Origin of the sequence: Oerskovia turbata (genome assembly GCF_000718325.1) — a bacterium.
Classification (GTDB): Bacteria; Actinomycetota; Actinomycetes; order Actinomycetales; family Cellulomonadaceae; genus Oerskovia; species Oerskovia turbata.
Genome location: NZ_JOFV01000006.1, coordinates 293,744 through 308,009 on the forward strand (window position 1 = coordinate 293,744; position 14,266 = coordinate 308,009).

Consider the following 14,266-nt stretch of genomic DNA (forward strand, 5'->3'; position numbering starts at 1 on the left):
CAACCAGGTGGCGCTCCTGGCCGAGGTTGCCCGTCGCCAACATTCGACCGTCCCGACGGTCACCTACTCGGCCTGCTCCGCTTGGAGAATCACCCGGTCACCGAGATCTGTCGGGATGTGAATCGCCAGCGAGGTCGCACGAGATCGAGCGGCCAAGCCAACCTCGACCGCGAGCTCATGCACCTCGACGGTGACGGCGTCGACCGCCGTGAAACCCCGGTCGCCCGGATAGGTGCTTCCATCATCCGGGTCAGGACCTTGCATCAGGTTCCCAACCTCGAGCGCCTCGACGTCGTCGATCCGATTCAAGTCCCAGCCTGCAACGGCAAGCACCGGGCGCGACGCGACTGACGGACCACGATCACGAGTGGCTCCACCGTTCATGAAGACGACATCGACCGGGACCTCCCCCTCGACGCTGCCAAGCGCGAGGAGGATCGCGTAGAGGATGTTCTTCTCGCCCGCTGCCGCACGCCAGTCAACGAGGACTTCGGCCACTTCGGACCAAGTGCTCCGGACGACCGTGTTGCGGGCACCTGTACGGCGATCCCGAGGGTCGTCTGTCGCTGAGGCACGAAGCCCGTCGAGTCGAGACCTGCCTGCCGCTGTTGGGCCCGTTGGCTCTCCGTATACGTGGGTCTGCGTAAGCACCCATCCGCGGAGTCTGAAGTCGTTCACATCCAGACTGATCACCGCACGTCGTGTTGGGTTGAGGCTGGAGTCAAGCAGGATCGTCCGTCGCCATGTCGATAGCTCTCGGCCATTGGAGTCGAGATCCGAAAGCGCGTCCCTCATAGCGTTCTCGTGTCTGACATACTTTTGGAACACGTCGCTTGTATCTGGGTTCATCCATGCGCGCAACTGGTCCAGGTAGGCCCGCTTGTATCCAAAGAAGCGTCCGCGCTGCTGGACCGTGTCGGCGTTGCGCACGCCAGGCCCCCTCGGCATGTATGTGACGGCGAGGTTTTCCACGGTGAAGCCACGGTCGAGCTTATTTCCTCCAATGACAACCCATCCGGGGGCCTGCGTCCACTCGCTCGAACTAATCTCGTTGCCCTGCGCACTGTTGACTACACGAACTCTCACCGCTTCGAGGTATCCGCCGTCGCCAAGCATCTCGATGAGCTCTTCGAGCGGCACTCGCACACCCTCGACCATGTTGCCACCCGTAGATGACAGGTCGTCGTATGCAGGAAGGAACACCTCTTTAGCGACCTGATCTCTTAGCACCTCATCGCCATCGGTTAGCCCAACTGTCAGCCGATCCATGATGCCTCGCACCCAGATTTCGTAGGCGCGATGCAGGTCTGTCCCCGAGGACGGATGGATCAGCATCGTGAGAGGTCGAGGGCTTCCTCGGAACTGCGCGATACCCATTGCGAGGAGGTATGTTGCGATCGCCCGCTCAAGCGACTCGGGCGGACTGATCGACGCATCATCGAGAGCGTCGTCGTTGATCTCCCGCACGAACCCGGTATAGGACTCGTCGAATAGGTCCGCACCACCGACGTAGCCATCACCGGGAGTTAGGACTGAGACCGTCCGTGGCGAAAGGGTGTCCTCCAGAGCGATCAGAAGAGGAGCCTGAGGCGTGGCCGTATAAAGGACGTAAGAGTGATTTCCTGCCGTCTCCCGGAGAAGTCGAATCGCGCGATATGTAGGGCTCTCTTCGGCATCAGATCTGGCGACATTTAGGCCCGCCTGGTCCGCCTCGTCATCGATGAACATGACCGGTGCGCCAGGGATCTGACCGAGGACTTCTGCAAGCACAGATCGAGCGCGTCGAAGGCTTGCGTGGTTCTTGAGCACGACGGCAACGGTCGTGACCCGGCCCCTAACTCTGCGATCGTCTTGCCATCGCTGAACTCGCGCAAAGATCTCCTGTGCGTTCGCCGGTCGAAGGTCGTTGACCGGATACCAGCTCGGCAGTCCGCCGTCACCGTCCATTGCAAGGTCCCTGACGAGCCGCTCGTAGGTCTGGTTGCGCAGGTTGGTCTTAGTCCCTGCAAGCACAACGACTAGCGGGAAGCCGTTGTCGCGGGCCGCTGCGATGAGACCGGTGAAAGACAGCGTCTTGCCACTCTGCACGGCGCCCACCACAAGTTCGGCCGCGTTGCCATCGTTGTCCCACTCCGGTGCGCGGCACCGACCCAGGATACGGAGGGTCTCCCGCTCGACACGCGCCTGCTCATGCGCGATCAGGTTTGTACGAGCGAGCAGGCCCTGCAACTTCTCCCCCGGCTGCGGTGCCCACAGGTTTGCGTGGCTAGTCATGATGTCGCCTTCTTCGCGAGCGGGCCGGTGAGGATTCGATTAAGTTCCGCGATCATGTAGCGCGGTTCGCGTGCTCCACCACGCTCGGCCTTAATCTGAGCGAGAGCGATAGCGACAGCGAGCCGAAGCACAGGCTCCAGGTCCATGCCTGGCAAGTACGCGAATGACTGAGTGAACGTATGGGCACGGTTAACTGTTACCGTCCACCCGTTCTCTTCCTGGAGGACCCTGATCCAATGGTTCTTGTCCGCTGCGCTGTCAATGACGCTGACCGTCAGATGTTCGCCCAGGACCTCCCGCTCGGTATCGCTAAGAATCACCGACTCTGTCACAGGCGGCGACGCCGGGCCCGCCCCGATCGCCTCCGCCTGATCACTGGGTCCAGCGGCCTCAGGGATCGGCTGAACGGCCGCCTGAACAACCTGTTCAACAATTCCGCGAACCGTGGTCTGGATGCCACGCCCGCGCTCAGTCGTTCGGTGGTTGCGTGCCATCTTGAGTATCGGAAGCGGTTCTGCGTCGATCGCCTGGCCGAGCTTTTCCAGGAACTCCTCCTCTTCATCGTCATGCCAGACGAGGGAGTCCTTGGTGTGGGTAACGTCAACTTGGGAGACATCAAGTTCTCCGACGAGTCGCTGCGACTCAAAGGAGTTGCCGCGGCCGAAGACTCGGGCGGGCTTATACCCATCGTCGTCTCGCGCTGCGCCCCCCGCGCCCTGCACGACCTTATCGCGATACAGGAGAGCAAAACCAGCCGCAGCAGTATCTCCCTTCGCGAAGAGTCCTGCCCAACCAGTGATCGTGCGGCCGGAGTCGAGCGTGATCGAGATGTCTTTCCGCCACGTATTTGGCGCGGCTTCGGGAGTGCTCCATCGCGGGGCAACCAGCAACGCCGGGGGTGAATAGGTGAGTCGACGGCCAGCAACAACGATCTCCACCCGCTCGTCAGCGATGAACCTTCGGTAGATTGACGAGAGGTAGTCGCGGATCTTGCCGAGCGTCCGCCCGCTGGGGGCCGGGTGGTTGAGGTCGGTGAGGACAAGAGTTGTTCCATGCTCCTCGGTCCGCGCCAGCGTCGTCACGACCGCGATGTGATCCGAATTCGCCTCGACGATACCAGGAATGTCAAAGGCGACCACTCGGCGAACACCTTCGCCGAGGGCCGTAGTGGTAACAACGAAGTGCTTGGCGTACCAGCTAGCGGCACTCTTCATCCCGATACCAAACTGCGATAGCCCAGAAGAGTCGGCGGGTGGGGCAGCCGGCGTAAATGCGCGACCGATGTCCTCGGCGTAGATGCCCGCTGCGTTGTCGGCAACAGAGATCCGCCCACCCGAACGGTCGATCTCGATGTCGATGTTGAGCCGAGCAACTCCACCGCCCACGCGGGCAAGGTGCTCCTGATTCGTCCGCCAGGACTGGAGTGAGTTGTCGACGAACTCGCCGATCGCGTACCAAGCTTTGTAGTTCATAGACGGGAACAGTGCGAGCATTCCCACACCGGGCCGGACTTCGACCTGTTCGACAACCTGTTCGACGACCTGCTTGCTCATTCGACTCCCTTGGCTCCGGGAGAAGGCTAGCGGAGATCCGAACACTCGAGGGGGTGAACCTACGGTCGGAGCGGTTGCGCGCAACAGGCACCCGGGTGAGACGCTACGGGGCGCTGCTTGAAAGGTGTCCCGTGCCCCTGTCACCCTTCCTGAAGAGTTGGCGGGGGCGTCATGGCGATCGACTGTCAGAGGGGGAGTCAGGTGGCGGGTGACCGCGCGCGGTGTCTGTGCTTGGCGGGCGGCTGGTGGTCCTAGGCGCAGGGCCCAGTAGGTCGAGCAACAGGGGCCGCCCGCGCAGGACGGCCTCTTCCGTGGTGTTTCACCACGGACGAGTCCAACACGTTGTGGCAAACGGACTTCACCAAGCAGTCCGCTCGGTTCACGCCGCAGCGACTTGGGCACTGACACTGCCAGGCCGAGCGATCTCAGCGGAAGGCGTCCATCGCAGCACGTACTTGGTCAGACACCGTCTTAGGGTCCTCATGCTCCCAGAAGCGCAGGACGGTCCATCCCGCATCCTCCAAGTGGCGTGTGGTCTCGACGTCCCGCACCGCGTTTCGCTGGAGCTTGGCGTCCCACCAGTCCGAGTTGGAACGTGGGTGCGTGCCGTGCTCTGGGCAGCCGTGCCAGAAACAGCCGTCGACGAACACCGCGACCTTGACCCGGGTGAACGCTATGTCAATACTCCGGCGTGCCATACCAGGGACCGGGAAGGCGACGCGATACCGAAGACCGCGCGCATGAAGGACCCGGCGCACGTCAAGCTCTGGTTTGGTGTCTCGACGGCGTGCCGCGCTCATTCGACGGCTCACCGCCAGGCTCGAAGCCCCAGGGTGCGGTCCGACGAGTACCATCCGTCTCACGCTACCGCCCTGCCCGGGCACCAAGCCATGTCGACGTTGCAGAGAGATCGACCAGCTCCGGTCGCCGGGAGTCAACTTCAGGCGGCTTCAGGCCGCGCGGGAGCCTTCTACCACATCGGTCCTCGACACCTTGGCCTGACCTCGGGTGACCGCCGCGGCGATCTTCTCGCGCAGGTCCCCACCTGTCACACGCATCGTCTCGCGCACTGCCGCGAGGACTCTACGACCTCGCTCATCGAGCTCGAGGAGCGCAGCGTCTCGCTCAACTTGCGCAGAGAGCGCCTGGGCCACGACACCCGTGTTGACCCCGTTGCCCAACTGCTTCCATGTCGCGCCCTTGAACGACGCCGGAAGCCCCTGAAGCAGGGTGCCTTCCTCGATCGTCAGTCGGCGCTCGAGCGGGCCAATGATCGGTGTCTGCGAGATCGCCACCAGGGCTGGCAGGTGGGTCATCTGCTTGACGCGCAGGCCCGAAGGACGCATCGAGATCACGCAGTCACGGATCGAGCCCGAGTCCTGAGCCTGCCACTCCATCTTCTGGCGCGACTCCGGGAACTGTCGCGTCGTGCCTAGCCAGTTGGGCGTCCACCGCGACTCGTCCGCGCCCTTCTCGTCCGCGCCCTTCTCGGTCGAGGCCAAGAAGGCGTCGTAGGAGCGCAGTCGGTCGTAAAGCTCGTAGTTCTTCCTGAGATGGCTGACCTTCCACGCCATCCCCGCGGCGCCCTCGAGCGCGGCCCGACGTTCGTTCTCATCCGTGGTCCAGACGTTCGCCCAGATCGGGAAGCCCGGGATCTCCTTCGCGGGGAGACCGGCACGGTCGGCCTCATGTGCGAGCATCGCACGCATTCGCTGGACGAGGCGCTCCCAGTGATCGATCCACCGCCACTCGTCCACGCTGACAGATGAGCCACCGACATTCTTCTCGTCAAGCGGCAGGTCGGCCATCAGGTTCCAAGGGCGCTGCATCTTCAGGTGGTCCAGCGCGATCGGCTTTACGGTCTCGTCGGTGTCCTGAACAGGATCGGGGAGGACGATCCTGCCCCTCGCGAGAGCCTCTTCGGCCTCCGGGGTCGGCCGCAGAGGAGCGACACGCGTCGCCGCTATGAACACACGATCACGTGTCTGAGGGTGCCCCCCGAACTCCGGCGCAACCTTGACCGGAGACAGTACCGATGCCGTGTGGCTCACACGATATCCAGCCTTCCGAAGGCGCTCGATGATCACGTCCCACTCGTGCACGTGACGCGGTCCGGCGAGGTTGCGAACGTTCTCGAGCAGCACCACAGCGGGCTTGCGGTCGTTGACGATCCGCATGATGTCGAAGAACAGCGTGCCCCGGATCTCGTCCATGCCCTTCTGAGCACCAGACTTCGAGAACGGCTGGCACGGGAAACCAGCCACGAGCACGTCATGCTCGGGCACGTTGACCTCTAGCTCGGTCTGAGTGTCGAGCGTGATGTCGCCCTTGTCGTTCGATCCGAGGGGGCGCATACCCCAGTTGGCCTCGTAGACGTCCTGGGCAGCCTTGTCGATCTCGACCGCATAGACGCACTCTCCGCCCATCGAGTCGAGGACGGCGTGGAAGCCACCGATGCCGGCGAAGAGATCGATGTACCTGAAGGCCGCAGTCTCAGTCTGGTGGCTCACGGATACTCCATCTGCCGAGTCGGGGTCGAACACGTGTTCTAGCTAACCGCATCCTGCGCGCGAGCGCAAGTACCCCTGTCGGATGTTGTGAGCGAAGCCCCAGTGTTCCACGAACTTGGCATCTCCCCGCTGTGCCAGGCTGTGCACGTGACCGACACCACGTTCAACCCTGCGACATCGATTCCTGAGGCGAGTGCACGCATGTTCGCCCTCACCACGTCCCAGGACTCCGGGACGCGTGGGCCAAAGCGCTCACTGGTGGCGCTTGCACAGAGCATTGGTCTCGACGTGGATCTCAGTGCGGTCAACGCGACGCTCGGTGGTCAGATCGCCGCAGCCTTGTCGGTCGACTGGGTTGCCGAGCACGACTACATCGGACTCCAGGTGACGCTCGCCGGCATGAACACCCTGCTTCGTGCAGCGTCGTACAGCCTCGCCGCCCTGTCGCGCTCATCGAACGTCGGGTCGAAGACGACCGCCCAGCAGGTCATGAAGGCGTTCCCCGGTTTCAGACCGGCGGAGAGCAAGCAACAGGCAGTCGATCGCATCTGCGACATCGCGGGAGTGCCGCACGACCTGCTCGGCCCTGGAGGCAAGGAGCACACGTGGACGCTGAAGGACCTCGCGAGGCGCCACGCACCGCACCTGCTCGACCAGAGGAGGACCAAGCACGACCTGGCGGCGGCGCTGTGCAACGAGTTTGGTGTCCCATGGCTCGACTCGGCTGGCTCGACAGGCGCAAGCATCACGCTGGAGGGGCTCAACCTCATCCTTGCTGGTGCCGAGAGGCATGCCCACGTCTCGTCTGCCGCTTGGGCGACCGCGGCTGACGAGGGGACCGCCCTGGTGGACGCACTTCAGCGTGGACTGCCAGACCACTGGGACGGGCGGGCATGCGTCGAGTGGATGCGCGAGAGCGGCTCGACGCAATGGCGCCAGATGGAGTGGGCCGGGTTCTACTTCGAGGAGAAGGTCCGCGAGATTCTCAACGAGCTCCGTCCGACACCACCTGTCGGCGGACCCAAGGTCAGGTTCGGAAACACGATCTTTGACTACGCCTCGCCGACGCGCGTCTGGGACGCAAAAGCCCACACCGCGATGACGGCGACCCACCCGTCTGACGGGCAGCCACCGAAGCGGAGCAACGGTGCGATGTGGCTGAACGACTCGCGCGCCGTGAAGGAGTGCGTCGCCGAGCAAGGACTCGGCTTCCTGGTGGTCGACGGGCTCGCGGGTCTTGATGCTTCCGGCGGATTCCGCGAGTGGCACAAGGCCTACGGGGAGTCAGACGGACGCCCGCTGAGCGGCTACGTCGCCAGCACGGGTACATCTCGTCCGCGGAAAGCCGTGTGGAAGCCTCTGATGCTTCGAGCGATCTGGATCGAGGACCTGCCTGCCCTCGATGCCGGGATCGCCGCCGGTTGGATAGTGCAGAAGGAACAGCCCGACTGGGGAAGCGGAGACGCACGGCGTCGACGCAACGACAAGTTCCAGGGCAAGCCCTCCTTGGCAGCACCGTGGCACGTGGCTTCCCATGTCTGGCCGAACCAGACCTTCAAGTAGGCGCGGCTCGCGCCGACCTGACTGTCCCTTTCGCGCGCCTACCCCCACTCCTGCGGCGCGAACTGCGACAGCGTCAGCTCCGCTCCCTGCGGGTCGCGCACCACGGCCTCGCGCACCCATTCGTTCTCCGACGTCGACAGCACGACCCCACCGGCCCGCTCGGCCGCGGTCGCGCTCTCGTCGCGGTCCGCGACGGCGAACGCCACGTCCCAGCGCGCGGGCTGCCCCGCCACGCGCGCGACGCCCGCGGCGACGTCGGCGAACCGCGGGGGCGCGAACTCCTGCCGCTCGTGGATGCCGGGATCGACGGTCCGCGTGAGGTGGTCGCCGTAGCCGGGGACGCGGAACATCCCGGCGCCGAGCTCGGGGTCGAGCACCCAGCCGAGCAGCGGTCCGTAGAAGTCGAGTGCCCGGTCCGGATCAGGCGTGAGGAGGTTGCTGAAGTTCCAGGTCCCGGGCTCGTTGACCCGTTGGGCGCCGAGGCGCGTGCCGGCCTGCCACAGGCGGAACCGTGCGCCCTGCGGGTCCTGGACCGAGGCCATGCGTCCGGGTGGGCCGACGATCTCAGGACCGGAGAGCAGCACGCCGCCGTCGGCCGCGACCGCCCCGGCCGTCACAACGATGTCGTCGACCGCGACGTAGGTGATCCACTCGGGCGTCGCGTCGCCCCCGTCGGACGGGGAGGCGATCGCCGCGACGTCCTGCCCGTCGAGCGAGGCGACGACGTAGCGCCCGGGTGCGTCGGGCGGCATCTTGTCGGTGAACGTCCACCCGAACAGGGCGCCGTAGAACGCGGTGGCGGCGTCGACGTCGGGCTGCTCGGTGTCCACCCAGCACGGCACCCCGTGCGGGTACGTGCGTGGCGGTGTCGGTGTGCTCATCGCTACCTTCCCGGTCCCGCCCGGCGCGGGGCCTCCCGCATCCCACCTTCCCAGCCGCCGCCGACACGGGCCTCCCGGAGGACGCCTACGACGCGTAGCGCGTGTAGGCCTCGCTGACCTCCTCGACCCAGACCTTCTCCTTCTGCGCGCGGTTGAGAGGCCAGGCCGGGACCCGGCCGTGGTGACGAGCGATCGCGTAGAAGCCCTCGCCCGGCTCGTTGCCCCCCTTGTAGATGCACAGAGCACTCAGCAGCGGCCCGCCGTCCTCGACCTCGCGCGTCGCGATCTGGCCGAGGAGGTGCGGGAAGGCGTGGTCGTGCGCTCGGATCTCGAGGCCTGTCCGGTCGACGAGGGCACCGGCCAGGTCGGAGTACGACGTCAGGGTCCGCCGGCGTGCCACCTCTCGCAGTTCGTCCAGGCCTGCTCGCACCAGCTCTTCCCAGGTGTCGAGGGAGTAACCGTAGAACGTGCTCGCCTCGTCGGCCTCGGCGCCCGCACCAGGCTCAGCCGTGGTCTCGGCCTCGCCCTCGACCCCCCGGTGACGGGCGTATCCGAGCAGTGCGTCGATCGACGTGAAGACCTTGTAGCCCAGTTCCGTGAGGCGGGAGAGGTCGGCCATCTCGGCGTCCACCTCAAGGACCACGGACGAACCCATTCCAGGCTGGAGCCCGTCCGGCCAGAAGGCCTCCGCCACGGACAGAACATGGCCGGTGGCCGGGTCGGCGATCTCGGCGTCTCGGAGAGGCGCGGCGAACCCGAGCTCCTGGAACTCCGCGGTGAGGTCGTCGATCTCACCGGAGCGCTCATCCATCTCGAGGTCAACGGGCGGCTCGGCACGACTCAGGTCAGCGGTCGGGTCGGCGGTACCGGCCAGGAACGAGTCGAGCAACCGGTTGGCGGCCTCCGCGAGCAGCGCCTTGCGGGCATCGAGGAAGTCGAGATAGCGCTCCGGCTTCCACAGCTCCGGGTCCATGGGGATCCACTGGGACTCCAGGGCACCGGGTTGCTTGGCAGCGACCTCGGGCAGGTACTCGAACGGAGCACGCTTACCGATCTCGAGGTTCGTCTTCTGGGTGAGGAAGGCGAAGTTCGCGACGGCGTTCACGTCCCCGCGCGTGTACCCGTGCTCGTAGAGATAGGCCTTGGGGAAGAGGTGGTGCACCTGGAGGGAGGACAGCCTGCCGAGCATCTCTCTCTTCAAGGGGTTCCCCGTCCCGAAGTCGCGAGCCTCGAGGACACGCGTCATCAGATAGAGCAGCGGGTAGAAGCGGGACCCGACTCCTGCTCCCTCGAAGTCGTGCGGGGCGATCGTGAGGTTTCCACCTCGCCATCGCCGCAACGACTCGACGAGACCAGCCACTCCGTCTCGCTCGGCGATCTCGAACTCACGCGCCAGCACCGTCTCGACGGAGCCGGTGAAGCGGCCCCAGAGCGCCTGCTGGACATACCAGTAGAGCGCCAGGTCCCTCTCCCGTGCGTCCGCGAAGCTGCCGCCCTGCAGGGCAAGGTGCCTGGTGACGACCGGGATCGCGTAGCGCCCCATCAGGACGCGGTCGTGATCAAGGCCCAAGCGCCCCTGGACCGCGTCGAGGAACGTTCCGACATGCTGGGTCGCCTGGTTCCGTGCCGCACGGAACTCCTCGCTCGACACCTGCGCGAGGAACGAGAACGCCGCTCTGCCTGTTGCGACGGCGTTGACGTTGCGCAGGAGCCAGTCGAGCGAGAACGCGTACCCTGCCTGCTCCCACACACTGAGCATGGCCCGGAGATCGCTGCGCGCCGACGGGTCGGCCGCCGAGATCCGAGCGAGGGCGAGGTCCCCCTTCGAGAGCTTGGTCCCGCCTGAGTTCACCTTGTTGAACAGGTCGACGACCATGTCGATGGACCAGGTCGAACCCGCGATCTTCTCCAGGTGGAACTCCTTGCCAAGGATGCCCTGGAGCTTCATGAGCCTCGTGAGTGCCTCGAGGAACTCGTCGTTCGGCAGAGCGGCCTGGAGCTGTGCGGTCGCCTTCTGGAGACCTCCGGTGGCGAAGAGCTCCGAGACATCCACCCACGTCGCCTCGTGTCGCATCTTGGCGGGCGCGTAGAACTCGAAGCTCTCGCTCCTCACGTTGAAGCGCAGGCCCGTGAACGCCTTCTCGTTCCCCTCGAAGAAGGCCGGGGGCCGACCACGCAGCACGCCGTAGAGCGATGTCATTCGCTGCTGGCCGTCGAGGAGCAGCTGGCGGACACCGCTCGCGGCGGGCTGGTCGCCTCGCACTGCCCCGGGATCGGTCTCCGCTTCCCAGACGAGCAAGGAACCGACGGGATAGTCGAGGTACAACGAGCGCATGAGCCCACGGACCTGCTCTCGATTCCACACGTAGCCCCGCTGGAACTCCGGCAACAGCACGGAGCCGGCATCGATCTGGTCGAGGAGGGTCGAGAGCTTGGTCACGGTTGGTTCCTTCGTCGTGGGACGGTCGTCCGTCGAGGCCCGGTGACCGGCCCTCGCCGAGCATCCTCATCGTTGCGACCCGTCCACGGCTGATCGGACCGCCTGGCTGGCACCAGCAATCTGCCACGAAACCAGCACGTGCACTAGGGCCGGCCGGGTGAATAGGCCGTCTTCCACCCCGCCCACCTCGCACGCACAGGTGGGCCGTCCGTGCCGCGCGGGCGGAGCAGGCACGCGGATCGAGCGCACTCAGTCGCAGTAGTCGCACGTCCCGGCCGCCGGCAGCTGCATCGAGCAGGACGGGCACATCGCCGCCTCCCTCTCAGGCGCACGCCGGGCCCCTGCTCCCCCACCGCCACCGAAGTTCGACATCTCCGTCCGCTCGTAGTCGTTGGCTCCCCGATAGACGTCGACGAACCCCCGGTTGAAGTACGCGGCAGCCGGTCGGCCGTCGTCGAACCCGACACCGACGTACGACCGGCTCGCCGGCGCCCACACCACGTCGAAGTCGATGAGCGCTGCGATCTCGCGCATCCGCGCCCGGTTGGCGACCGGCAGGTTGAGGGCCTCGAACGCAGAGTCGAGAGAGACGAACAGGGTGCGCCCCCGCCCGTGGATCTCGTCGTCGCAGGCCGTACAGAGCTCCGCCTCGGCGCGATCGGTCTGCGTCGCCTCGACGAGCTTGTCCGCGGCGGTCCATGTCAGGTGGCTGCACCCGCGGAGGTGCAGCCTGCCGCCGCTCGCCGTCCGGTAGAGCGTCACCCGAGCCACCGGACCGTCGTCGCCGACGACGCCGCTCACAGCTGCCCCTCCTCCGCCTGTGCGGCCGTGAGGTAGCAGTACCAACCGGGGGTGCGGGCGCCGTCGGGCTGGAACGTGATCTTGTTGACGACCCCGTTGCGGTTCGTGATGGCCGACCAGACGAGCGGTCCTCGCGCCGCGTGCGCGAGGAACTGCTCGACGGCTTCTCGCGACGTGTCGGCGTTGAGGAACACGTCGCTACCCGCGACCTGGGCGTCGATGAGCCTGCGCCCGCCGTAGGTCTTGCGGTCACCGATGCTCGTGGCCGACGTGGTGTCGCGCCACTGCGTGAGCCACGCGACGAGCTCGCGCTCGGTGAGCCTGACGGTCGGCACGTCGGGTGGCCCAGCCGGACCCGTCACCACGGGCGCGCGTCGGGCAGAGTGTGCGCCCCCCGCGGGCTTCCCGTCGCCAGCCGCTCGGTCGCGCTCCTCGGTCGTGAACCCCGCGAACGTGTCGCGAGCCGCGGAGGGCGCAGCGCCGTCGGCGACCCCGGTGCGCAGGCGCGCCATGCTCGCCGACGCGGCCCCGTACGCGGCCCCTGCCGAGGCGCCCTCGTAGGTCAGCGACCGCTCGCGGGAGACACCGATCGACTCTCCGACCTCGATCGCGTCCTGGTTGGCCCCCATATAGAGGAAGGTCCACCCGAACACGGTCTCGCGCTCGGTCACGAGCGCCTTGATCGCGGCATGCGTGTACTCCTTCGAGGCGTTCTCGTGCCCGTCGGTCATGATGCCGACGATCACGGTCGCGGGCCGCTGGTCATCGGGCATCTGCGCGAGGCGCACGCTCGTCGAGTGGACGAGGCGCGCGATCGAGTCGAGCAGTGCCGTGGTACCACGAGGCTGGAGGTCGAGCGACGGGACGGAGGTGATGTCCCGGTCGGTGTAGAGCTCCTCGTACTCGCTGTCGAACTGGGCGAGCGTCACGGTGCAACGCCCCGTGACGCCGCGCTGCTCGAGCATGAACTCGTCGAAGCCCGCGATCGTCGCGGCCTTGATGGACTGCATGGAGCCCGACCGGTCAAGGAGCATCGACAGGTGGGTGGAGGTGGTGTCGGCCATGGGGTGCTCCTCGGATCGGGCGGGTGGGTGGGTGGGCCAGGGGGTCAGGTGCGGCGGCGGAAGCGCAGCGGCGTGGTCGTGTCTGGTGCGGCGCTCACGTGCTTTCCCTGCTCGACGTCGTAGCGCGCCCTGGTCACTCCTTCCGCGCTCACGCGGTCGTCGGGCCCGCGGTACGAACCGAGCGCCGCCGTGCGGGCGACGCGTGGCGGCACGGTGTTCGGGGCGACTCCTGCGTCGGCCGCGACCGAACGCAGCGAGCGGCCTGCCAGAAGTGCCTGCGCCATGGCCTCGTCAAGTGCAGCGTCGAGCTGGACCCGGGCCGCGGCGAGCGCGGCGACGGCATCCTCGGGGGCGAGGGCATCCGCAGCGTCCAGCGCAGCGCGGGCCGAGGCGAGGCTCGGCAGGCCGTCCATGCGGCGCGGTGCGTTCTTGTCGGTGGCCATACGACGAAGGTAGTGCATCAACTGCACGCGTGCAATAGATGCACACGTGCAACTTGTGCACGACGGACGGACGAACGTCCCCCTACCCTTCCTCCCACCCCTGGCACTCCGTCGCCTCACCGCGCAGCACCGATCCCCCGGACAGCCCCACCTCGGTGTGCTCGGTCGAGCGGAGCGTGAGGACGGCCCCGTTGGCGTCCTCGGCCGAGAGGAAGGCCCAGCCGCCGGTGGGTGACTCGTTCTCGTGGAGAGCGTGGAACCCGTGCTCGGTCAGGACGACGTCGAGGGTGTCGACGACCTGCGCCCAGGAGCCGTCGATGCTGATCGGTTCCTCGGCGCGCCACCCCGGGGTCCAGAACGGGCACCGGCCCTCGGCGACCTCCCACACGATCGGTGCCCGCTCGACGGACGTCCACTCACGGGGTCCTTCATGGTCGTCGACCACCTCACGGACGTCGGCGAGCACGGCACCGTAGTGCTCGGGCGCGTCAGCGAGCGTGACCGCCGCGGGTCCCGACGAGCCGTTCCCGCCGCAGCCCGCCACGAGCGCGGCCCCCAGCAGCGCGCTCAGGACGTCCCCACCTCGCATGGCACCCCCGCACTGCGTCCGAGGCTCCCGCGCGGAGCCGGGGCGACGATACCGACCGCCCCGGTCCGCCGGAGAGTTGTCCACAGGGATGGGCAGCCCGCTCGCCGGGCCTGCGCACCATCCGTCGCCGGTCCGACGTCCCCCCGCC

At 66.5% G+C, this 14,266-nt stretch carries 11 protein-coding genes; 1 reads left to right on the plus strand and 10 read right to left on the minus strand.

The annotated features are described in order from the left end of the window. Nucleotides 1-63: 63 nt before the first annotated feature. The 4 genes from IE95_RS20115 to dcm all read right to left on the minus strand — a co-directional run bounded on the left by IE95_RS20115 (nucleotide 64) and on the right by dcm (nucleotide 6,337). Nucleotides 64-2,274, minus strand: coding sequence for a Z1 domain-containing protein (locus IE95_RS20115; RefSeq protein WP_084689987.1), 2,211 nt, complete (start codon nucleotides 2,272-2,274; stop codon nucleotides 64-66). Beyond that, the gene (locus tag IE95_RS0108715; RefSeq protein WP_030151237.1) at nucleotides 2,271-3,827 is read right to left on the minus strand and encodes an ATP-binding protein; all 1,557 of its coding nucleotides are present in this window, start codon (nucleotides 3,825-3,827) and stop codon (nucleotides 2,271-2,273) included. The genes IE95_RS20115 and IE95_RS0108715 overlap by 4 nt, the downstream gene beginning before the upstream one ends. Nucleotides 3,828-4,252: 425 nt before the next feature. Next, the gene (locus IE95_RS0108720; protein ID WP_036571695.1) at nucleotides 4,253-4,681 is read right to left on the minus strand and encodes a very short patch repair endonuclease; all 429 of its coding nucleotides are present in this window, start codon (nucleotides 4,679-4,681) and stop codon (nucleotides 4,253-4,255) included. Nucleotides 4,682-4,777: 96 nt separating this feature from the next. Continuing rightward, on the minus strand, nucleotides 4,778-6,337 hold the full coding sequence (gene dcm, locus IE95_RS0108725) for a DNA (cytosine-5-)-methyltransferase (RefSeq protein WP_051702912.1): 1,560 nt from the start codon (nucleotides 6,335-6,337) through the stop codon (nucleotides 4,778-4,780). Between the two features lie 147 nt (nucleotides 6,338-6,484). On the opposite strand from dcm, the gene IE95_RS0108730 reads away from it, so the two are divergent. Continuing rightward, the gene (locus IE95_RS0108730) at nucleotides 6,485-7,900 is read left to right on the plus strand and encodes a hypothetical protein (protein WP_129429533.1); all 1,416 of its coding nucleotides are present in this window, start codon (nucleotides 6,485-6,487) and stop codon (nucleotides 7,898-7,900) included. Nucleotides 7,901-7,938: 38 nt separating this feature from the next. Here the strand turns inward: IE95_RS0108730 and IE95_RS0108735 are convergent, their stop codons facing one another. The 6 genes from IE95_RS0108735 to IE95_RS0108760 form a co-directional block, all read right to left on the minus strand. Beyond that, nucleotides 7,939-8,781 (minus strand): VOC family protein, encoded by an 843-nt coding sequence (locus tag IE95_RS0108735; protein WP_030151241.1) that lies wholly within the window; start codon nucleotides 8,779-8,781, stop codon nucleotides 7,939-7,941. Between the two features lie 85 nt (nucleotides 8,782-8,866). Next, a complete protein-coding gene (locus tag IE95_RS0108740; RefSeq protein ID WP_051702913.1) occupies nucleotides 8,867-11,221 on the minus strand; it encodes a GmrSD restriction endonuclease domain-containing protein in 2,355 nt (784 codons plus the stop codon). Nucleotides 11,222-11,470: 249 nt separating this feature from the next. After that, nucleotides 11,471-12,022, minus strand: a complete 552-nt coding sequence (locus IE95_RS0108745; RefSeq protein WP_030151243.1) for a hypothetical protein — start codon at nucleotides 12,020-12,022, stop codon at nucleotides 11,471-11,473. After that, nucleotides 12,019-13,086, minus strand: coding sequence for a vWA domain-containing protein (locus IE95_RS20850; RefSeq protein ID WP_206053331.1), 1,068 nt, complete (start codon nucleotides 13,084-13,086; stop codon nucleotides 12,019-12,021). Before IE95_RS20850 ends, IE95_RS0108745 begins: the two co-directional genes overlap by 4 nt. Before the next feature lie 44 nt (nucleotides 13,087-13,130). After that, complete coding sequence (locus IE95_RS0108755; RefSeq protein WP_051702914.1) at nucleotides 13,131-13,529, minus strand: hypothetical protein; 399 nt, start codon at nucleotides 13,527-13,529, stop codon at nucleotides 13,131-13,133. Nucleotides 13,530-13,611: 82 nt separating this feature from the next. After that, nucleotides 13,612-14,118: a hypothetical protein gene (locus tag IE95_RS0108760; RefSeq protein ID WP_030151246.1), complete on the minus strand. Its 507-nt coding sequence runs from the start codon at nucleotides 14,116-14,118 to the stop codon at nucleotides 13,612-13,614. Between the last annotated feature and the right edge of the window lie 148 nt (nucleotides 14,119-14,266).

Bases quoted from the DNA above. Each gene is read 5' to 3' on its own strand.
- IE95_RS0108755 (WP_051702914.1), bottom strand. From the start codon at position 13,529: ATGGCCACCGACAAGAACGCACCGCGCCGCATGGACGGCCTGCCGAGC.
- IE95_RS0108715 (WP_030151237.1), bottom strand. From the start codon at position 3,827: ATGAGCAAGCAGGTCGTCGAACAGGTTGTCGAACAGGTCGAAGTCCGG.
- IE95_RS0108760 (WP_030151246.1), bottom strand. From the start codon at position 14,118: ATGCGAGGTGGGGACGTCCTGAGCGCGCTGCTGGGGGCCGCGCTCGTG.
- IE95_RS0108720 (WP_036571695.1), bottom strand. From the start codon at position 4,681: ATGGTACTCGTCGGACCGCACCCTGGGGCTTCGAGCCTGGCGGTGAGC.
- IE95_RS0108735 (WP_030151241.1), bottom strand. From the start codon at position 8,781: ATGAGCACACCGACACCGCCACGCACGTACCCGCACGGGGTGCCGTGC.
- IE95_RS20115 (WP_084689987.1), bottom strand. From the start codon at position 2,274: ATGACTAGCCACGCAAACCTGTGGGCACCGCAGCCGGGGGAGAAGTTG.
- IE95_RS20850 (WP_206053331.1), bottom strand. From the start codon at position 13,086: ATGGCCGACACCACCTCCACCCACCTGTCGATGCTCCTTGACCGGTCG.